Source organism: Okeania sp. KiyG1, assembly GCF_014132355.1.
Classification (GTDB): Bacteria; Cyanobacteriota; Cyanobacteriia; order Cyanobacteriales; family Microcoleaceae; genus Okeania.
The window spans coordinates 1-21,948 of sequence record NZ_BLZO01000176.1 but is presented as its reverse complement, the minus strand read 5'-3'; the positions used below and the strand labels follow the sequence as shown (position 1 = coordinate 21,948).

Annotated in this window: 17 protein-coding genes; 11 read left to right on the top strand and 6 right to left on the bottom strand. The window is 35.7% G+C overall.

What is annotated here, in order from left to right; all coding sequences use genetic code 11:
• Positions 1-353: 353 nt before the first annotated feature.
• The gene (locus SAGCYANO_RS38635) at positions 354-770 is read right to left on the bottom strand and encodes a hypothetical protein (protein WP_202224872.1); all 417 of its coding nucleotides are present in this window, start codon (positions 768-770) and stop codon (positions 354-356) included.
• Positions 771-1,751: 981 nt separating this feature from the next.
• Entirely contained in the window at positions 1,752-2,357 is a 606-nt protein-coding gene (rdgB, locus tag SAGCYANO_RS38630; RefSeq protein ID WP_202224871.1) for an RdgB/HAM1 family non-canonical purine NTP pyrophosphatase, read from the bottom strand.
• Between the two features lie 1,438 nt (positions 2,358-3,795).
• Between rdgB and SAGCYANO_RS46685 the strand changes: the two genes are divergently transcribed.
• From SAGCYANO_RS46685 to argF, 3 genes are all read left to right on the top strand, one after another.
• Positions 3,796-4,023, top strand: a complete 228-nt coding sequence (locus SAGCYANO_RS46685; protein WP_237397105.1) for a hypothetical protein — start codon at positions 3,796-3,798, stop codon at positions 4,021-4,023.
• A gap of 50 nt (positions 4,024-4,073) precedes the next feature.
• On the top strand, positions 4,074-5,129 hold the full coding sequence (locus tag SAGCYANO_RS38625) for a CHAT domain-containing protein (RefSeq protein WP_237397104.1): 1,056 nt from the start codon (positions 4,074-4,076) through the stop codon (positions 5,127-5,129).
• Positions 5,130-5,795: 666 nt separating this feature from the next.
• Entirely contained in the window at positions 5,796-6,716 is a 921-nt protein-coding gene (gene argF / locus SAGCYANO_RS38620; RefSeq protein WP_202224870.1) for an ornithine carbamoyltransferase, read from the top strand.
• A gap of 785 nt (positions 6,717-7,501) precedes the next feature.
• On the opposite strand, the gene SAGCYANO_RS38615 is transcribed toward argF, so the two are convergent.
• From SAGCYANO_RS38615 to SAGCYANO_RS46675, 4 genes are all read right to left on the bottom strand, one after another.
• Positions 7,502-9,199 (bottom strand): response regulator, encoded by a 1,698-nt coding sequence (locus SAGCYANO_RS38615; protein ID WP_202224869.1) that lies wholly within the window; start codon positions 9,197-9,199, stop codon positions 7,502-7,504.
• Between the two features lie 167 nt (positions 9,200-9,366).
• A complete protein-coding gene (locus SAGCYANO_RS46680) occupies positions 9,367-9,531 on the bottom strand; it encodes a hypothetical protein (protein WP_237397103.1) in 165 nt (54 codons plus the stop codon).
• On the bottom strand, positions 9,509-11,653 hold the full coding sequence (locus tag SAGCYANO_RS38610) for an EAL domain-containing protein (RefSeq protein WP_202224868.1): 2,145 nt from the start codon (positions 11,651-11,653) through the stop codon (positions 9,509-9,511). Before SAGCYANO_RS38610 ends, SAGCYANO_RS46680 begins: the two co-directional genes overlap by 23 nt.
• A 5-nt stretch (positions 11,654-11,658) precedes the next feature.
• Positions 11,659-11,871 (bottom strand): response regulator, encoded by a 213-nt coding sequence (locus SAGCYANO_RS46675; RefSeq protein WP_375340081.1) that lies wholly within the window; start codon positions 11,869-11,871, stop codon positions 11,659-11,661.
• 1,295 nt (positions 11,872-13,166) lie between these two features.
• Here SAGCYANO_RS46675 and SAGCYANO_RS38600 point away from each other — a divergent pair.
• From SAGCYANO_RS38600 to SAGCYANO_RS38570, 8 genes are all read left to right on the top strand, one after another.
• On the top strand, positions 13,167-14,978 hold the full coding sequence (locus SAGCYANO_RS38600; RefSeq protein ID WP_202224867.1) for a sodium:solute symporter family protein: 1,812 nt from the start codon (positions 13,167-13,169) through the stop codon (positions 14,976-14,978).
• An 18-nt stretch (positions 14,979-14,996) separates the two neighbouring features.
• A complete protein-coding gene (locus SAGCYANO_RS38595) occupies positions 14,997-15,158 on the top strand; it encodes a hypothetical protein (protein WP_202224866.1) in 162 nt (53 codons plus the stop codon).
• 341 nt (positions 15,159-15,499) lie between these two features.
• Positions 15,500-15,682: a hypothetical protein gene (locus tag SAGCYANO_RS38590; RefSeq protein ID WP_202224865.1), complete on the top strand. Its 183-nt coding sequence runs from the start codon at positions 15,500-15,502 to the stop codon at positions 15,680-15,682.
• Positions 15,683-15,748: 66 nt separating this feature from the next.
• Entirely contained in the window at positions 15,749-16,162 is a 414-nt protein-coding gene (locus tag SAGCYANO_RS38585; protein ID WP_375340080.1) for a GNAT family N-acetyltransferase, read from the top strand.
• 303 nt (positions 16,163-16,465) lie between these two features.
• Positions 16,466-18,610, top strand: coding sequence for a pentapeptide repeat-containing protein (locus tag SAGCYANO_RS38580; RefSeq protein WP_202224863.1), 2,145 nt, complete (start codon positions 16,466-16,468; stop codon positions 18,608-18,610).
• A gap of 715 nt (positions 18,611-19,325) precedes the next feature.
• Complete coding sequence (locus SAGCYANO_RS48570; protein ID WP_255502868.1) at positions 19,326-19,460, top strand: hypothetical protein; 135 nt, start codon at positions 19,326-19,328, stop codon at positions 19,458-19,460.
• Positions 19,457-20,380 (top strand): Rpn family recombination-promoting nuclease/putative transposase, encoded by a 924-nt coding sequence (locus tag SAGCYANO_RS38575; RefSeq protein WP_202224862.1) that lies wholly within the window; start codon positions 19,457-19,459, stop codon positions 20,378-20,380. The genes SAGCYANO_RS48570 and SAGCYANO_RS38575 overlap by 4 nt, the downstream gene beginning before the upstream one ends.
• A gap of 254 nt (positions 20,381-20,634) precedes the next feature.
• Positions 20,635-21,948: GTPase family protein (locus SAGCYANO_RS38570; protein ID WP_202224861.1), on the top strand; the 1,314-nt coding region annotated here is incomplete at its 3' end.

The following is a 21,948-nucleotide window of genomic DNA, read 5'->3' as shown; positions in this document are numbered from 1 at the left end:
GGGAAAGTTTTTTTTATAACTAATTATCCGGACATGATATAAAACCCATCTAAATAACACTTGAAGGCGAAGTCTTTTTATACTATGGTGATACGGAAATTGGGCGTTGGTAATTTGAGGTATGATATCGTGTCCGGATAAGAGCGCGATAGAAGTCCATGACCTTTACGCAACCAAAAAACTTTATCCTTCTACTCCTCTTTCTTCTTCTTTCTCCCCTCCAGGGAGGGGTTGGGGGTGGGTTGACTCGGTCCTCCTGACTTCCCCTCCAGGGAGGGGTTAGGGGTGGATTGACTCCTAAGTAGTTAAGATTAATATCATGCACGCGCTTTACCAACGCCGAGAAATTGTTTTTAGACATCCCAATCATTACCAACCTTTTCCATCAGGCGGTTTAATATTACATATCCTTGTGGGTTGACAACAGTCAGGCGGATGATTGACGGATCTTTAGGTCGGTGAGCAATAATATATTTATGACTTCCATTTCTAAAGGTATAAGTATAGCGTTGGTTATTCCCTGTAATTGAGGCATTTTTCAAAGTAAGAGTTGCGCCAGTTTTTCGAGATTGAGCTTCATAGGTATAGTTTCCGAACTCATCTAATTTCAGCCAAACAACCCAATTTTCGCTATTATCCATGAAAGCTCCAGTTGGACGGACAAAGTCGGTAGGCATTGCAGAAGCACTATGAGAATTTAAGGCAATATCTGCGATCGCAGGAGTAGATAAACCAATAACAGACGCCAGAGCAATAGCTTTGATATTCATATTTTTCTCTTTCTTTATTTGTCTTAGTGGTGTATTGTCTTTCCTAATTAATTCTTCAAACTCAAAATTTTGTTTCCGTATTTATCACACTATAAAAGTACCAGAATTAAATTTGGCCCACATAAACCAGCATTCAATAGACTGATTTTTTTAGATATCGGTAGACAAATTAGAAATTGTCACCTTATATTATCAGGACTTACGCACCAAGCGCCATATATAGTAGGGGTTAACGGCCGTTAACCCCTACCGATAGCGTATTGTCTAAGAATTTGCGTAAGTCCTGCTTATATTATGTATAGTATCCGTTCATATATACTCCTTATTTATTAACGGGACTTACACAACTTTTAACCCCAAATATAGCCCAAACTCTTTCTGTTGCTAACGCAAAGCTTTCCTAGGTCATGCTACGCAAACGCTAACATTGATTTTACCGAAAAATTGTGGTATAAAGCCTCCCCTTTTAAGGGGATAAAAAGCGGTCGTAGCGGAGCTTCCCGTAGGGTGGGATGGCGTTTTGCTCCGCAACATATAATATCATGTCCGGTTGAACAGTTATAAATAAATAACGACGGAGTCCTCAGGAGTCAACCCACCCCTCGCCCCTCCCCTCCCAACCCACCCCTAACCCCTCCTGGGAGGGGAGGGGAAGTCAGGAGTCAGGAGGGGAGAAAGAAAGAAGGAGAAAGTTTTTTTGATCGCTAATTATCCGGACATGATATAAAGCGGAGCGGCTCTGTCAAGAGCTGGTCTCCTCGACATATCCATGAGACTAAGAGAAGAAAAAATTTCCTTTGATATCATGTCCGAAAGCAATCGTTTGTGTAAACCCAAGCATGAATATATGAATATATATAGGAAATTTAAGTTTTTTCTGGCTCTTAACTTTGGCCTTCCTGCACCTTCCCTCTTCCCTCTTCCCTCTTCCTTCTTCCTTCTTCCTTTCCCTGCTAATCAAAGAAATAGTATCCTGGAAAACTAGGCAAAAATAGCTTTCATCTGAGGCAGTAATACTTGAAAAGCTTGACCACGATGAGAGAGCGATCGCTTCGCTTCAGCAGACATTTCCGCAAAAGTCTTCCCTTGTGAAGGAACATAAAAAATGGGGTCATAACCAAACCCATCATTCCCACGGAGACTATATAGAATTTCTCCACGGCAAATTCCCTCTGTTTCTAATGCAATTGTGCCATCTGGTCTAGCAATGGCAAGAGCGCAGACAAACTGTGCCTGACGATTTGAGTTATCCCCCAATTCTGTTAATACTCGCTCTATTTGTTCCGCAACAGTAGGAGCATAACGAGCAGAGTAAATACCTGGTCTGCCATCCAAAGCATCTACTGCCAATCCAGAATCATCAGCGATCGCCCATTTTCCAGTAGCTTTGGCCACTTCAGTTGCTTTGAGGCGAGCATTAGCTAGAAAAGTTTCCCCAGTTTCCTCAACTTCTAAATCTTTTGGTTTTAGTTGTAATTGTAAATTCAAATCTGCTAGATATTCCTGTATTTCTTGAACTTTTCCTGGATTACCAGTAGCGACAACTAGCAATTTAGGAGTAGTTTCTGTGGGAGTAATGTTTGTCATTCTTTTATATAAATATTTATTTTGTCTTAAATAGAATACCACGTCATTTCAGTTATCAGTTACCAGTTATCAGTACCTCTGCAATAAGGAGGCTTAAAATATTGAATTTTATGTTTTCTTGGTCGATTGGATATGGCGAGGAAACCTCGCCATCCCACCCTTCGGGAAGCTGCGCTTTTCGCGCCAGCGTTGCAAAGCAAACGACCGCTTTTTTATCCCCTTGTAGAGCGCTAGCTCGCGGCGCAGCCAAGGGGAGGGTTGAGACCTTATTTTTTGGTCAATCGATTCTAACTAGACTGAAGTATCCACACAAAAAAATCCCAAATTATCGTTAGTAAAAAGAAATATAAACTGAGTTATAGTTCATATTTTTATGTAGTAATTTATCTTTTGCGTCTAATAGATATTTCCTATAAATTATTTTAATACTGCTTATTATTTGTAATATTCTTTTTCAACTTGGTATTATAGCCGTCGAAGGAAAGGTTTAGGATATATATATCAAAAGCTCAAAACTCAGAAAACACCAGTTTTTTTCCTCTTCTTTCTTCTTTCTTCCTTCTACTATAACTATCGCCGTGGATGGGTTTATTCAACAATTAATAATTAATAGAGTTGTCGCTAAATAGAGGGAAAAAATCGCTCTAACCTAGACAGAGCAATAATTCTAAGCATTTTTGACTCTCAATAGCTACAATCCTTACATAACAAGGTTTTTGGGAGTTTTTTAAGTTATAAAGCGACAAGTCTAATAATTAACAAATACATCTTCTTGAAAAGAAGAGGATTGACTAATAATGAAAATTTTTTTCTTCTCTTGGTCGATTGGATATGACGAGGATATCTAGCCATCCCTCGACGGCTTGTTTCTCCTTTAAAGGAGAGGCTTTAAATCTCAATTATTCGGTAAAATAAGAGAGAGGAGAGTAGATAGAGTAGGAATTTAATCATCTATGCAATATCCGGAATGTGCCAGCAAATATACTTCCCTACTGTGTTAATATTATTTTCCAAGGGTGCTTCAACAATTAATTATTAATTGGAGAGTACAAACTTATCCCAAAAACGTTTTTTTGAATACTGAAAATATTACTGGAAAAGGCTTATAGTACTTACATTTATGAATAAGAAGTATTTGATTTAGACCACTAATAGTCTTAGCTGGCAATAGTTATTCCAAGAGATTTTCACTGTATAGTTAATAATTAATAATTACCTATCCTTGAAAATAAGATGATTAACGCGGTAGGATTTTTTTTTATTTTTTCTCCTTTAAAGGAGAGGCTTTAAACCTTGATTATTAGGTAAAAACCTTAAAGATAGTTTGAAATATTCAATTCATTAAACCAAGTATTATATGTTCCGAAAATTCTTCTCTCCTAAGAGCAAATACAAAGTTAGTCTAGCAATTTTTTGGTTGATTCTTTCCCTGATTATTATGCTTAGTTTAAATTCAGAAAAAATCCTTTCTGAAGACATCAATGTAAGTCAGACAGACCGATACAATATGAGTTCTAATCTGACTCTATCAGAAAAAGTTATGAAAATGGAAGAAAGGCTGGAAAAAGAATTTGAAGATTATTTTGATCGAGAAATTTCAGAAGTTTCAAAAGCGGGTGATGACATTGCTCAAAAATTGTTAGAAATTAGCAAAAAAATAATATAAGACCTGCGGTATTTTGGGCAATTCCTGAACCAGAACATTTACATTTAGTTTTGATTTCTCCTGGAAAAAAACCTTTAGTTCAAGATATTGACTCCCTCAAACGCGAAAGTCTCATTGGTAAAGTCAAATTATTTCATAATGAAATTACCAATCCTCAGACGCTTTTCACAAATTCTTACTTAAGTCTGGCTCAACAACTTTATCAATCGATAATTAAACCCTTTGAAGCCAATCTTCAAGAAGAAAGAATAGACACAATATTGTTTTGTTTAGGAACAGGTTTGCGTACTCTACCAATAGCAGCATTACATGATGGAAAACAATTTTTAGTAGAGAAATATAGTCTAGCAATTATTCCTGCATTTAATTTAATTGACTCCAATTATACTCCCATTCAAAAAGCCAGAGTTTTGGCAATGGGTGCTTCAGAATTTACTACCCAAAATCCTTTACCTGCTGTTCCAATTGAACTCTCAACAATTGTTGATAGAAACCTCAGAGAAAATATCTCAGCTAAAAATATTTCTAGAGGTTGGCCTGGAAAGTTATTTCTGAATCAGGACTTCACCTTAAAAAACTTAAAAAATCAACTTTCTTCTCAATCTTTTAATATTATTCACTTAGCAACTCATGCAGAATTTAAACCTGGAAAACCCGAACAGTCTTATATTCAACTTTGGGATACTCAACTCCATTTAGACGAAATTAAAGAGATTCGTTGGAACGATCCTCCTGCTGAATTATTAGTTTTAAGTGCTTGTAAAACAGCCGTTGGAGATCGAGATGTGGAGTTAGGTTTTGCCGGATTAGCTTTACAAGCGGGAGTTCAATCTGCACTAGCAAGTTTGTGGTACGTTAATGACCTTGGGACTTTAGCTTTAATGAGTGAATTTTATGAACAGTTAAAAACAGCAACAACTAAAGCCGAAACAATCAGACAAACTCAAATTAAAATGATTCAAGGAGATGTGTATTTAACGAGGGAAAAATTGAAATTTTCTAGAGGAGAAATTCCTTTACCTAAGAGTTTACAAATATTGGGAGAAACGGATTTTTCTCATCCTTTCTATTGGTCAGGATTTACTCTTATTAGTAGTCCTTGGTAATTTCAGTTATCAGTTATCAGTTATCAGTTATCAGTTAGCTTCCTAAGGTAAATACTTTGTAAGCATTTCCTGCGGACTGCTGCGCAAACAGCCGTCAGCTAGCCTCCTGTGGTCGGACCTGCGGACTTCAGCAATCAGCTATTGCTTTTAATTTTAGATAAAAGCTTTACTAATTGAGTCAGAATTTATACTTACTATAAAAGCTAGCTGAAACAGTCTATATTCATTAAAACCACCTTTTTTTTTGCTGAGAGCTGACAGCTAATAGCTGAATGCTTACAATACTTTTTATGGGGTTTGATAATTTCAAATAATTGCCAAAATGAATCATATTTATGGTTTTAGGGAATGGAGAACAGGGAACAGGGAATAGACAAAAAATATCCCAATCTTAAATTGTACCTCATTACCACGGAATCTACTGTAAGTAGACTAAAAAATGATTTTAAGTTAGGGAGTATGGTCATTTCAGTTTAGATTAGACTTCTCCAATAATAAAAAATAAAATCAATAATCCCACAGAAATTATTAATTCTTTCCCCCTAATAGGGAATAGAAAAGAAGAAAAACAACTGTACCTCAGTAACTTGAGAAAAACTATATAAAAATTGTCACAACCAATTTAGGATTACTATATAATTGGAAACCTGACATTAGCGATAAATTATGGATAGTTTAAAAGGACGAAATTTATTAAGTTTAGCAGATTTGAGTTCTGATGAATTAAAAGAACTTTTACAACTGGCAGCCAAACTTAAATCAGGTAAAATAAATCTCAAATGTAATAAAGTCTTGGGGCTATTATTTTCTAAAGCTTCGACACGAACTAGGGTAAGTTTTACTGTGGCAATGTATCAATTGGGAGGTCAAGTTATTGATTTGAATCCTAATGTTACTCAAGTTAGTCGTGGGGAACCTTTGGTTGATACTGCTAGAGTTTTAGACCGATATTTGGATATTTTAGCTATTAGGACTTTTGAGCAAAAAGATTTAGAAACTTTTGCAAGTTATACTCAAATTCCTGTCATTAATGCTCTGACAGATAGGGAACATCCTTGTCAAGTAATGGCTGATTTATTGACTATTCAAGAATGCTTTGGCAAACTAGATGGATTAACTTTAAGTTATTTTGGTGATGGTAATAATATGGCAAATTCTTTACTGTTAGGTTGTGCAATGGTAGGGATGAATGTCAGGATAGCAACTCCACCAAATTATCTACCAAATGCGGAAATTGTGGAGCAAGCAAAGGCTATTACTAATGGTAATAGTGAAGTGATAGTTACTGAAGATCCTCAAGTGGCAGTTAAGGACGCTCAGGTCCTTTATACTGATGTTTGGGCCAGTATGGGACAAGAAGAAGAGGCTAATAATAGAATACCTATTTTTCAACCCTATCAGGTAAATGAAAAGTTGCTAGAAAGTGCAGCAGATGATGCGATCGTGTTGCATTGTTTACCAGCTCATCGAGATGAAGAAATTACTGATGGAGTTATAGAAGGAGAGCGATCGCGAGTTTGGGACCAAGCAGAAAATAGGATGCACGCTCAAAAAGCTTTATTAGTAAGTCTTTTGGGTAGTGATTAGAGTTTACTAACTTGCAAAATAGTAGGGACTTTCTTTGAAAAGTCTCTATCAGTTTTAGGGATGGAGGTTGAGCTAAAGATATAGCAGAAGCTTTACCATTTACCACTAGAAAATTTGAAAATGAGGTAATTAGGGTTGGCTGAAAAAATTGGTTGTGGGGGTAGGAAACGGGGACGCGGAGATGGGAGGAACAGACAAAGGTTTCGGCCATTTTATGTGAAGAAATTTTCTTGAATTTCAGCATAAAATTTCAGTAAATTGATGCTAATAATACCAAGCGTGATAAATGTTTGTTACAAATGGTAGGGATGTTGCATAGTCCGTACGAAAGAAGGAAGAAGGAAGAAGGAAGAGGGTAAAAATATTGAAAAAAAGGGAAAAACAATAGATATTTATATCTAAAATGAACTTGAGAAGCTATTTTTAAGCATATCCGATCAAACTCTACCCTTTTGTAGCATTCTTTTTTCAAAGTGATATAAGAGCAAATAACTAGGAGATAAACTGAGCATAAAAATCTCCATTACCTTAGCTATTCTGACTTTTAGTTTTATGAACGCAAGCCCTAATTATTAATTATTCATTATTAATTATTCATTATTAATTATTCATATCATGTCCGGTAGTATCGGTATTTTATAGCTAAATTCATTAATTGATAATTGATAATGGATAATTGATAATTACCTCTGGTTAAAACCGAGAGGATTGAATATAAGGAAATATTATTTCTTTTTTCCCCTTAAAAGGGGAGGCTTTAAACCAGAATTATTAATTATTAAACTCTATTCCCTATTCCCTAGCTCGAGATAGAAATAAGCAGCTTTATCTTGATGGTTTAAATTAATAATTTCCTGAAATATTTGAGTAGCTTCCTCTATTTGTTGAGAGTAGTACTTGATAACTCCTGCTTCAAATAATGTTTTAGTTTGTTTTTTAAGTTCGATTATTTCTGGGGGGTCTGCATCAAAAAATTCAAACAAAGATACAACATCTTTTTTTCCTTTGACTTTAACTTTACCAAGAAATCTGTAGTTATATTTTGTATAATCTTTAAGCTCAATAAAGGTCTTTTGACTAATAATTAAAGAAGCACCATATACTTTAGTTAAATCTTGCAGGCGAGAAGCTAAATTTACAGCATCGCTAATGACAGTAGTATCCATTCTGTTTGTACCACCTACTGTTCCTAACATTAACGAACCTGTATTAATTCCGATACCAATCATAATAGGTATTTTCTGATATTTATTGCGAATAATATTGTATTGATTAAGTTCTGAAAGCATCCCTATAGCAGCTTGGACAGCATCATCAGGACACCGACCAAATAGTGCCATAATAGCATCACCAATATATTTATCAATAAAACCATAATTAGCAGTAATTAATGGTTCCATACGAGAAAGATAAGCATTAATAAATTTAAAGTTTTCTGATAAAGTCATGCTTTCTGAAAGAGTAGTAAAAGCACGAATGTCAGAAAATAAAATTGACATTTTTTTTTGTACAGATTCACCCAAAGAAACTTCTACAATACTTTCATGGCCTAAAAAACGGAGAAACTGTTTAGGCACAAACCGACTATAGCTTTGATTAAGTTTAGATAATTCAGTATTTTTGAGTTCTAATTGTTGGGTAAATTGAATTATTTCTGCTTCTGCTTTTTTTCTTTCTGTAATTTCTTGAAAAGTGGCGATCGCATAGATTAATTGACCACGATCATCAAAAATTGGACTTGCTGATACTTCTACAGGTATGATTTTTTCTCCTTGACGAATTTCCATATCATCAACTGTAGAATTTTCCCCTTTCAAGGCTTTGAAAATTGGCTGTTGTTCAATAGGGTAAAATTGTTCTGTTCCTGCTAAGTAAATATGATAAATTTTAGGAATTTGCTCTGGAGTAGTTTCAGCTACTATCCCTTTACCAAAAATATTTTTTGCAGCTTGATTAATATAGAAAGGTTTACCATCAGCATCAATTACAAAGACTCCTACTGGCAAAGTCTCTAAAAATTTTTCTAGTCTTTTTTCACTTTCATATAACTGTTGAGCTGCTTCTATTAAATGTTCTTGTTGGAGTGCATCTTTTAACTGTTGAACATGATTTATAGTTTTGTTAATTGTAATTTCTAAATCATCTAAGTTGATGGGTTTAGTTAAAAAATCAAATGCTCCTAGATTCATTGCTTTTCTCACAATAGTCAGATCGCTAGAAGCAGAAATAATTACTGTTTTAAGTGTAGGATGACGAATATCAGAAAGGGTAGATAGTAGAGTAATACCATCCATTTCTGGCATAGTAATATCAGTCAATATAATATCTATATCTGGTTCAGATTGTAACTTTTCCAGAGCTTTTAAACCATTAGAAGCAAAAATAAATTGCAGGTCTTTTTTCCTAATTCTTTTTCTAAATTTTTGGTTTATGATTAGTTTAAAGGATTCTTCATCATCCACAACCAGTATTTTTGCTGGCATAACTTCATTTAAGTTAGAATTATCTTTTAAGTTAGAATTATCTTTTCTTTTGCGGGTTTAATACCCACCGTAAACGGGGGTATTTAAAATTGTTTGGGGGTTATAAGATACGAAGTAGGGTGAAGTAGCGTGTCGAAGACCATTCATAAGAAATCTTCCCTTCTGCCTCACAGGAGTGCCCATTCCCTCTCTTGGTCAGCATTCCCTTGCGTCTTACGCCGACGCTGGGTCGTACCGCTTCTGCCTTCTTCCTTCTTCCTTCTTCCTTCTTCAAATATAGTCAAAAAACTAAGTGGGATAAATTGAATTTTACCATATTTTAGCTGCTGCAATTAAATTAGTAGCTTGGGAACTGTTAACAGGTCTAGAAAAAAAATATCCTTGTCCATATTGACACTTGAGTTTTCTTAACAAAGCCAGTTGAGTAGCCGTTTCTACACCTTCAGCAATGACATCTATTTCTAAGCTTTTTGCCATACTAATAATTGCTTTAGTAATCTCTAAGTTTTCTGGTTCACTATCCATTCTCATCACAAAAGAACGGTCAATTTTTAAAGTATCAATGGGAAAATTTCGTAGACGACTTAATGAAGAATAACCAGTACCAAAATCGTCAATATTTAACTGTATATTCATCCCTTTTAACTTGGATAATATTTCCATAACAATTTTATCATTTTCCATAATTGTAGTTTCAGTAATTTCTAATCTGAGACTATGATAATCTAAACAAGTATAAGATAAGATTTCATCAATTTGTTCTACCAGTTGAGCTTGAGAAAATTGTTTACCAGAAAGATTAACACTAATAGTTAAAGGCTGGAGAGAAAATTGTTTTTGCCAATCATAAGTTTGTTTACAAGCTTGTTCTAGAGTCCACCAACCAATTGGTACAATTAATCCTGTTTCTTCTGCAATAGGAATAAACTCATTGGGAGAAATTATTCCTCGCTGGGGGTGTTTCCATCTTAGTAATGCTTCAAAGCCACAAAGTAAACCTGTTTCTAATAAAATAATTGGTTGATAATATAACTCTAATTCACTAAATTTTAACGCTTGTCGAAGGTCCATTTCTAACTTAAGTTGTGCTAAATTATCGGCATACATTGATGGATTAAATACTTCGTGACGAGCTTTTCCTAGAGTTTTAGCACGATACATGGCTGTATCTGCATCTCTGAGAATATCTGTAGGATTTTGATAATCTTGATGGGGAAAAGCAATACCAATACTTGCGCTGGTATAAACTTCTTGATTATTTATTTTAAATGATAACTGTAGCAATTTTTGGATTCTTTGGGCTATATATTTAGCATTATCTTGAGATTTAATATATTCTAATAAGATAGCAAATTCATCTCCTCCCATTCTCGCTACAGTATCATTATAATGCATATCTTTTGTGAGTCGATTTGCCACTTCAATAATTAGTTGGTCTCCAGCTAAATGCCCTAAGCTATCATTAACTATTTTAAATCTATCTAAATCTATAAAAATCACGGCAAATTGATATTGATTATATCTCTTGTATCTAGAAAAAGCATGAGATAATCTGTCCATAAACAATGCCCTATTTGGTAATTTAGTTAAGGAATCATGGAAAGCATCATAGATTAATTTTTCTTCTGCTATTTTTCTTTCTGTAATATTATGACAATTAACTATAATTCCTGTTATATTATCGTCCAATATCAAGTTAGTGAATACTGCTTCAAATATTTGTGATTCTTCTCGTTTGTTGATGATTTTAAGTTCATTAACATACTGTTTTTCTTCTGGATTCTCAACTGTTTTTTGTAAAATATGTTTGATTAATTGGCGGTCGTTAGCATGGATAATGTTGAAAATTGATATATTAAAATTATTTTGATTAAAATTATCTAAAAATCTTTGGACTGATGGACTAGAATAAATCATTTTTCCATCAGGATTTAAAATCATAATTAGATCTACAGAATTTTCAATTAATGCTCTAAATCTTTTTTCACTTTTACGCAATGCCTGTTGTTCTAATAATTCTGCATGAGCTTGTTCTGCTAATTTTTTTTGCTTTTGTGCTTCTTTCTCCTCTTGCACAGCTTTGAGTGTTTTATTAAGAGTAATTTCTAAATCATGTAAATCTAGGGGTTTAGTTAAAAAATCAAAAGCCCCTAGATTCATAGCTGTTCTAATAGTTTTCAAATCCCCATAAGCAGAAATAATTACTGTTTTAATTGTTTTATTTGGTTTTTCTGATAGCTTTTTCAATAAAGTTATACCGTCCATTTTCGGCATATTAATATCAGTAAGTATTAGGTCTATATCAGTTTCATTTTTAATAGCTTCTAGAGCTTCTATTCCATTAGAAACAAACAGGAACTCAAATTCTTTTTGTATAATTTTCTTCCGGAATTTTTGGCAAATTAATGATTGTAGATCTGGTTCGTCATCAACTACAAGTATTTTTGATAACATGATTTTTAGGATTTATTTTTTGTCTTATAATTCAAGTATTTTTGTTTTATTTCTTCAAAATCAATTGGTTTGACTAGATAATCATCTGTACCATATTTTTGGGCAATTATGTAGTGTTCATCATAACCGTGGGCAGTTAAAATAAAAACTTTGATTTTCTTGTCTTTTTCTTTGATTTTTTTGAGCATTTCTAAGCCATTTATTGTAGGTAAATTGATATCAGATATAATTAAATCTATGGCATCATTTTCTTGACAATCCAGGTATGAGAGTGCTTCAATTGCTGAGATAAAAAAATAAATTTCAGAGAACCCGATCTAATTTCTTTTCTAAATTTTTTACTGAATAAATACTCCATATCTGGCTCATTATCTACAATTATTATTTTTTTCATTTAACTAATTCTAATAAAGTGATAGTATTATCTACATAGTAAGCTCATTATTTTGTAAATTATTACTTGTGTAGATCCTTCCCAACAATGATACCATAAGTGAGTTAAGATTTTGAGAGTATTTTCATGATCAATATGTATAAACAAAGGTTGAACACCAAATTAATAAAAATTGCATAGGATAATATTTTAATCATAGTTTACTGTAGATTGAGATAGACAAGTTAATAAATTTCATAATTCTGTACAGCCTCATATAAAATTGCTATAGCAATATGATTTTAGTTGTGAGATATTAGAGACTTTTGTTCTAGGTATGGAGGGAATAGGGAATAGGTATGGAGGCAAGAAACGAATACATAAGAATAAGAAAACTGCTATACTCTATGCTTTAAAGGAACACCTCAATTCTCACATCTGATTCCTGATTGCTATATAAAGTCAATTCAGTTACAACTACCTTCTTCAATTTCAGAAACCCTAATACATTTAACCTTCGACTAATATTGCTTTATAATTCCATTTTTTTTCCTTTTTTTTGCCATTGTTCAGGTCATTTCAGTTATCAGTTAACCTCCTAGCGGAGCAACTGCGTTAACAGTTATTAGTACCTCTACAATAAAGAGGCTTGAAATATGAAATATTCTCTTTGAGAATAATTTTTTCCTTTTAGTCAATCCTATGCGTTTTAAAGCAGAGGTAATTGTTAATTATTAATTATTAATTATTAATTATTAATTATTAATTGTTGAATTACCTACTTATACCAAATTTAAAAAAGGCAGTTACATCTTAATTTGTGATTTATTCCTAAAAGAAAAAATTATAAATTCCATAAATTATAAAATTTCCACTTTTTTTCTTCTTTAATATTTATGTTTTTCTTTCCCTGTTCCCTGTTCCCTGTGTCGCTACTGTAGCAATATTTTATGAAATTGGTATTACTAAAAAGCTCTACAGAGAAAAATCCTAATATTTTGCTGACTTTGCATAAAAAATTATATCTAAATAACATAAATAGTAAATTTATCTATAAAAATCCATGATATTCTTAAGCTTGAAACTATGTGCTAAAAAAAACAGTCACACACACACAGATTCCTAATTAAACACAAATTTATGCAACTAATTGATTGGCTGATTGTTTTAATATACCTCATCTTAACAATGTGGATGGGACTATATCTTTCTCGCAAAGGTTCAAAAAGTTTAGCAGACTTCTTTGTTTCTGGGCGATCGCTTCCTTGGTGGTTAGCTGGTACAAGTATGGCAGCGACAACTTTCTCTATAGATACTCCTCTCTATATTACTGGAGTTGTAGCTAACCGAGGAATTGCTGGTAATTGGGAATGGTGGATTTTTGGTATTTCCCATGTAATAATGATTTATATTTTTGCCAGAATGTGGCGACGTTCCGAAGTTATTACTGATGCAGAATTAACTGAACTTCGTTACGGTGGAAATATGGCTGCTATTCTCCGGGGAGTTAAAGCTTTTATCTTTGCTATTCCCATGAATTGTATTGCCATTGGTTATGCTATGTTAGCTATGGTTAAAGTTGTCGAAGCATTAGAAATTTGGCAAAATTTAGGCATTGATGCTAGTGAAAATAATCTCAAATTACTAAGCGTTATTGGCGTCAGTATTTTTGTCTTAATTTATGCAGGTTTATCCGGTTTATGGGGAGTAGTTGCCACAGACTTTTTCCAATTTTTCCTAGCACTATTTGGAGCAATAATTGTCGCTTTTTTTGCTGTTAATAGTGTGGGTGGCATCCAAGAATTAATAACAAAAGTTCCTCAAGTAATGCCAGACAAAGATATTTTATCCCTTTCACCTTTAACTATTGGTAAAAATGGCGATACTTTGATTAGTTTTAGTAAAACAGCAGGCATAACAGCCAGTACATTTTTTGCTTATATTGCCCTTCAATGGTGGTCTTGGAGAAGGAGTGATGGAGGTGGAGAATTTGTACAAAGATTTGCAGCAGCTAAAAATGAAACAGAAGCAGAAAAAGCAGCCTGGTTATTTAATATCATGCACTATGTTATTAGAACCTGGCCTTGGATTTTAGTAGCTCTAGCATCCATTGTAATTTACCCTAATTTAGAAGACCGAGAATTGGGTTATCCCAAATTAATGATTGACTTTCTTTCCCCAGGAATTTTAGGTATAGTTGTTGCCTCTTTAGTCGCAGCATTTATGAGTACAGTTTCTACCTCTATTAACTGGGGAGCTTCCTTTATTACTAACGATCTATATAGAAGATTTATTAAACCCGATGCCACTCAACCACAATTAGTTTTAGTAGGGCGACTTTCCTCTCTATTAGTAACAGTTTTAGGAGGAATTGCTGCATTTTTAGCAACAGATGTAGCCACAGTATTTAGATTAGTAATAGCCATCGGAACAGGTTCGGGATTAGTATTAATTTTACGTTGGTTTTGGTGTCGGGTAAATGCAGCAGCAGAATTAACCGCTATTGTCGCCAGTTTCTTTGTAGGGATGACAACAAGTTTAGTTCCTGCTTTCAAAATAGAAGACTTTGGTTTGCGAATTATGTTTATTACCACCACCGTAACATTACTCTGGGTAACAGCAATGTTTCTCACCCCACGAGAGTCTGATGCAACTTTAGAAGAATTTTATCGACGAACACTTCCCAGTGGCCCTGGTTGGAAACAGCAAAGGATGAAAACAGGTTTATCTCCAGCACAGGATTTAGGAAAAGATTTACAAAAAGTACTAGCATCTATACTATTATTATTTGGGGCACTCTTGGCAACTGGTGGTTTTTTGTTGCTCAAGCCAAACATTGGTTGGATCTTCCTAATTATGGGAGTACTCGGTTGGGTTTGGTTGCGACAGCTCAATAAATCAAAAATTCTGCCAATGCCAAGACCAGGATTAGATGATGATGATTTTATCTAGTCAGGAGTGTAGGGGCGAATGGCATTTGCGTTCCGCAAAGCTCCGCTTTATATGTTGCGGAGCAAAACGCCCTTACAGGAGTCAGGAGTCAGGAGTCAGGAGTCAGGAGGGAAGAAAGAAGAGGAGGAGAAGGAGAAAGTTTTTGTCGCTCCGCGATATAGCATTTTTCGGCGTTGGTGAGATACAGTTTTAGATCCCCCCTAACCCCCCTTAGTAAGGGGGGAACCACTTAAAAAGGGGGGAGATTTCAAAGTCCCCCTTTTTAAGGGGGATTTAGGGGGATCATAAATGTACCTCATAAATTATGAGAAATGCTATATGTAGGGGCGTTTTGCTGTCGCACAACTCCGTTAACGCTCTGTGACATATAAATTTTGCGTTAGCGAATGACATTCGCCTTCACTTGATTTACTGTCCGTGCGTAAATCCTGACTAAGAAAAAAGAAGATTCAGTATTTTCGTAGCTTCCTTATTGCACAAGTACTGATATTCGTACTTTATTTAATACTTAAACAAAAACCATGCAAATTTTTCGTCAATATATTGCTCCATTCATAGTTGTAGTCATATTTTTACTCGCTATGGTAGCAGTCAGCGCTCGTATCTTTTTACCAGGCGACCTCGCAGCACCAGCTCCCACAGAGGAACTAATTTCTCCTCAAGAAGAAGCAATGCTATCCATACCCAATGTTCATTTCTCGTAATATTCAGTGGTTAGCAAGTTAATTCCAAATTACCAACTTCGTAAGGGTTCGGGTATAGATAGAGCAATGCTGGTTAAATTTATGCATCGGACTTATCAAGAACTTTTTCCAGAGCAAAATTTTAGCCATCTTGCCAAAACAGTCGATCGCTACTTGTCAACTCAAACTCCTATTTGGTGGGTTGAGGTTATGGATAAACCAGCAACTTCACCAATAGGTTGTCTGTGGTTGGGGAATGCTATAGACCAGGTAGAGGGCGATCGCGTAACTCACATATTTCTATTGTATGTGTCCCCACCCCATCGGCGACTTGGTATCGGTTCAGCTTTAGTTACTCATGCAGAAAATTGGGCAAAAGCTAGGGGCGATCGGCAAATTGGTTTGCAAGTATTTGTCTCTAACCAACCAGCTCTTAATCTTTACCACAAGTTAGGTTTTCAGTCTGAGTCTATGTTGATGGTGAAATCTTTAAGAATTTAGAATTTAGAATTTAGAATTTAGAATTCTATCATGTCCGTTGGGGCGCGTTTGTGTATAAAGTTGGGGCTAGACAGGGATTTGGCCACGGATGTACGGATGGATATTTCAGTTATCAGTGGCTTTGTTGTCAGTTGTTGGTTAATAATACCGAACTCAGGGCTAGATACAGATGCAACATTTCATTTAAGGTGTGTCAGTCCACTACTGGACTAACTCTTAATCCGTGTATCCGTGCCATAATCAGTGTCTTGCCACGATCGCCCCATCACCCCATTTTCTAAATTCTTTTAATAGATAAAAAATATGAATCGGTGTCAACGTAAAATATTGCAACTATATCAACAAGGTGAACGAAATTTCCAAAGAGCTAATCTTAGAGGTCTGTCTTTTAAGGGAAAAGATTTGTCTGATGCAGATTTCAGTTTTGCTGATATTCGGGGTACTAATTTTCGTGGGGCAATTCTAACAAGGGCTAGGTTTTGTGGAGCTAAGGCAGGGTTACAGAAGCGTTGGGTGGTAATTTTGCTTGTTGGTGTATTTGTTTTACTTGGTATATCCGCTTATTTGAATGCATTCGCTTCAGTTTATATATTACCAATGTTTGATCCAAGATTTAATCCAAGAACTGTCGTCAATAATCAAATTTCTGGTTTGGTATCCTTAACTGTAATTATTGTATTCTGGATAACGTTTCTTCGTAGCAGAATAGAAAACTCGACCCTAGCTGCAGCTGTAGTCGCATCCATAGCTGCAGCTGTAGCTGTAGCCGTGGCCGGACTTAGAATCATCGCTGGAGCGATAGCTGGACCCGGAGCTGCAGCCGTAGCTGGAACCGTAGCTGTAGCTGGAGCTGTAGCTGGAGCCATAACTGTAGCCGGAGTAGTAACCGTAGGCAGAGCGGTAGCCATAGCCATAGTCGCAACTGTAGCTGTAACTGTAGTCGCAGCTAGAGCTAGAGCTGGATCTGTAGCTCTAACCATAGCCTTATTCCAGACATTGTTAAGTAGTTACGTTGCTTATCGAGCAATGAAAGAAGATGAAAAATACTCTCTAATTCGTAGCATAGCTATTGCCTTTGCTGCCATAGGTGGAACCTCTTTCAGAGATGCAAATTTAACTGATGCTGACTTCACTAATGCTACTCTAAAAAGTACAGATTTTAGAGGAGCTAACATAACCCGCACTATTTGGAAAAACACCATAAAACTAGACCGCATACGACCAGGAGAAACCTATCTAAAAGATGCCAAAGTCAGAGAGTTAGTCAAAACTGGTCAAGGTGAAAACATCAACTTAAATCGCTTAAGCTATCTTCAAGGAATCAATCTCCAGGGAGCAAACCTAACTAATGCCAGTTTCATAGAAGCGAACCTCAACTCAGCTAACCTTCAAGATGCAAACCTTTCTCGTGCCAAATTAGTAGGAACATTTTTAGACCAAACTGACCTCACAGGAGCAACCTTAACCGGAGCTTTTCTTGAGGACTGGGGGATAACAACCACAACCAAACTAGACGGTATCAAATGCGATTATGTTTATATGCGTCTCCCTCCAGATAAACGACCAGACTTTCTCAAACTTCCACCAGAAGAAAGTTTGGATGAGCGTGTGCGCCGAAAACCTGCCGATGAAGATAAAAATTTTGAAGAAGGGGAGTTTGCAGAGTTTCTCAAACCTTTAGTAAATACCTTAGACCTTTATCATAATCAAGGAGTAGACCCCCGAATAGCTGCATATTCATTTGAGAAACTACAAAAAGACCATCCAGAAGCAGGAATAAAAATGCGTTCTATGGAGGTTAGAGGGGAAAATAATGACAAATTATTGATTAGAGCTGACACTACACCTGAAGCTAACCATTCAGTTTTAGATAAAGAATATTTCGATACTTATAACAAATTAAAAGCACTTTCAGCAGAACAACTTCGGGCAGTATTAGCAGAGAGAGAAAAAGATATTCAATGGTATAAAGGCGTATTAAGTGCAGCAGTTAATCGCCCTAGTGTTAATATAGAAAAAAATAGTAATCAAGGAGATTTAATTATGTCAGGAAGTAGTGGAGACCAAATTCATGCTCAAGAAATTCATGGAGCAGTTGGCAACAGAGGAGAAATTACTGGTTTAGCTGGTAGCGGAGGAGAAATTAAAGACTCTGCAAAAATTGCTCATACAATTCACGAATCTCAAGAACAAAATTTAGCACAAGCAGCAAAAGAAATTCAAGAATTATTAGAGCAACTTGATAAAACTTACCCGTCAGATACAATGCCAGGCAAAATAAAAATTGCTGAAGAAGTAATTACACAAATTGATAATAATTCAACTAGAGCAGAAAGAATATTCAATGCGATAAAAGTAGGTGGAGTTGCTGCCTTTGAACAATTCCTAAATCATCCTGCTAGTAGCTTTGTTATTGCAGCGTTAGAAGATTGGCAAAAGAGTAAATAGGGTTTGAGGAGTCAGGAGTCAGGAGTCAGGATAAAACCGGGTTTATTTCTCTGATTATTTGTTCAAAACACGACATTTCCTTAACAAACCCGATTTCTTATTTAGGTGCGTCAATTTTAGGTAAAAAGTTCATTATGATAATTTTCAAGAGACAAAAATTACTTATAGCAATTATCGAATTGATGAGGTACACCTAGGATCCCCCTAAATCCCCCTTAAGAAGGGGGACTTTGAAGTTCCCCCCTTAAGAAGGGGGGTTAGGGGGGATCTAATATTTGTACCTCACAGATTAAAAAATTGCTATAACTTTATACAATGACTAAAAAAAAGTAAATAAAAAAGTAGATATTAGTAGTAAACGCATAATTGGAATTGCTCTCATCGATGAGGTACACCTACGATCCCCCTAAATCCCCCTTAAGAAGGGGGACTTTGAAGTTCCCCCTTAAGAAGGGGGTTAGGAGGATCTAATATCTGTACCTCACAGATTAAAAATTGCTATAACTTTATACAATGACTAAAAAAAAGTAAATAAAAAAGTAGATATTAGTAGTAAACGCATAATTGGAATTGCTCTCATCGATGAAGTACACCTACGATCCCCCTAAATCCCCCTTCTTAAGGGGGACTTTGAAGTTCCCCCCTTAAGAAGGGGGGTTAGGGGGGATCTAATATCTGTACCTCACAGATTAAAAAATTGCTATAACTTTATACAATGACTAAAAAAAAAGTAAATAAAAAAGTAGATATTAGTAGTAAACGCATAATTGGAATTGCCCCCAGTCATTTCAGTTATCAGTTATCAGTTTTCATAGTTCAACATACAGAAATTACTCAACTTCATCAATGACAAAAAAGACAAAAAAGGTTGATATTAGTAGTAAACGTATAATTGGAATTGCCCCCAGTCGTTGGGTAGAATGGGTGAGTGGAATTGCCAATGTTACCGTCAAAGAAATAGCTTCTTCAGACTTCCAATGGTTAAGTCGAGAAGGAGATGTTTTAGTGAGTGTTTCAACTCCAGAACATGGAGAATTTATGGTTCTCAATGAAATCCAATTAAGGTATGATACAGAAATGCCACGTCGGATGCGTGCTTATGCAGCATTAGCAGAAGAAAAGTACAAAAAACCTGTTTATCCTGTATTAGTTAATATTCTCCAACCAAGTCCAAAGACAAAAATAGTCAACAGTTATAAATCAGAATTTCTCGATGTGAGGGCGTATCAAAACTATCGAGTTATTAACCTCTGGGAAGTAGAAGCAGAAGCAGTTTTTCAACAACCACTTCCCTCCTTACTTCCTTTTATTCCTATTCTGAAAGGTGGAGGAAAAGAAGCAACTGTGAGAAAAGCATTGCAACTTTTGCGAGAGGATGAACAACTCTTAGAATTAGAAAATTTACTCGCATTTTTTGCTACATTTGTGTTAAAAACGGAAATAATACAACAAATAATGAGGTGGGATATGGCAGTATTACAACAATCTCCTTGGTATCAACAAATCTTACAAGAGGGAATTGAAATTGGCGAACAACGTGGTGAACAACGTGGAATTGAAATTGGTCAACAACGTGGTGAACAAAGAGGAATAGTTTCTGGAATACTTTCTGGAATAGAAATCGGATTAGAATTGAAATTTGGAGAACTAGGAAAAGAGATATTTTCCGAGATTAAAACTATTGAAAATATTCAGGTATTAGAAACAATTCTGACCTCTCTCAAAACTGTGGAAACTATCGATCAATTACGGCAAATTTATCTTAAATAGGGAGTAGGGAGTAGGGAGTAGGGAACAGAAAGTATCTTAAATTCTTAGTTTCACAGGACTTACGCAAATTAACCTTGAAAACGCAATATGTAGGGGCGAATGGCATTCGCCCTATCTATATCTAGAGTCTCTGCGTAAGTCCTGTTTCAAAGAAATCATATTCCCTTGGCTACTTAACTTTAAGGAAATTTCGGATTTTCTTGTCTCCCCCTCCCTATTTCTGGAGCTACTGAATAACTGATAACTGAACTACAATGACTGAACAACCTGATACTAACTCCCCAACACCTAATTCTGAACAGTCCGCTCAACCGACTGAAGATGTAAAAACAGAATCAAAAACAGACTCTTGGAAAAATCGTATCGCTGAAGTTTGGAATGATACCAGCAACCGTGTAATGAAACTGTTACCTGTAGACCGAGCAGCACAAACATTAGTAGAATGGTTTAGCGTTGATGAAGCCAAAGTAGCCGAAATATTAACAAAAGTACGCGCCGAACTTCCCACCACTGAAGCACTATTAATAGGTAAACCCCAAGCAGGTAAAAGTTCCATCGTGCGTGCTTTAACAGGAGTTTCCCCAGAAATAGTCGGCCAAGGATTTCGCCCTCATACCCAACATACCGAACGTTATGCTTATCCCTCGGACGATTTGCCATTGTTGATTTTCACTGATACTGTGGGGTTGGGAGATGTCAAACAGGAAACACCAGTTATTATTGACGAACTCCTCGGAGAGTTACAACAAGAAAGTAACCGCGCCAGAATCTTGATTTTGACCGTAAAAATCAATGATTTTGCTACCGATACATTACGACAGATAGCAGAACAGTTGCGACAAGAATATCCAAATATTCCCTGTCTTTTAGCAGTAACTTGTCTCCATGAAGTTTATCCTAACCCTACTGATAACCATCCCGAATACCCGCCAGAGTATGAAGAAATCAACCGTGCTTTTACTGCTATTCAGGAAAATTTTGAGAAATTGAGCGATCGCTCTGTACTTATAGATTTTACCCTAGAAGAGGATGACTACAATCCTGTATTTTATGGTCTAGAAGCCTTTCGAGATAGTTTAGCAGAATTACTTCCAGAAGCAGAAGCACGAACAATTTATCAATTATTAGACGAACAAGCAAGCAAACAACTGGGCAATATTTATCGAGACGTGGGGCGACGTTATATTTTATCATTTACTATTATGGCAGCCACCGCAGCAGCAGTACCTCTACCTTTTGCCACAATGCCAGTATTAACAGCTTTGCAAGTGTCCATGGTAGGTTTATTAGGAAATTTGTATGGGCAAACAATATCGCCAGCTCAAGCAGGAGGAGTTGTTAGCGTTATTGGTGGAGGTTTTGTTGCTCAAGCAGTGGGACGAGAGTTAGTGAAATTTATACCAGGATTTGGTAGCGCGATCGCAGCTTCTTGGGCGGCTGCATATACTTGGGCGTTAGGTGAAAGTGCTTGTGTTTATTTTGGAGATTTGATGGGTGGGAAAAAACCAGATCCAGAGAAAATTCAAGGTGTGATGCAGGAAGCATTTGAGTCAGCGAAAGAGAGGTTT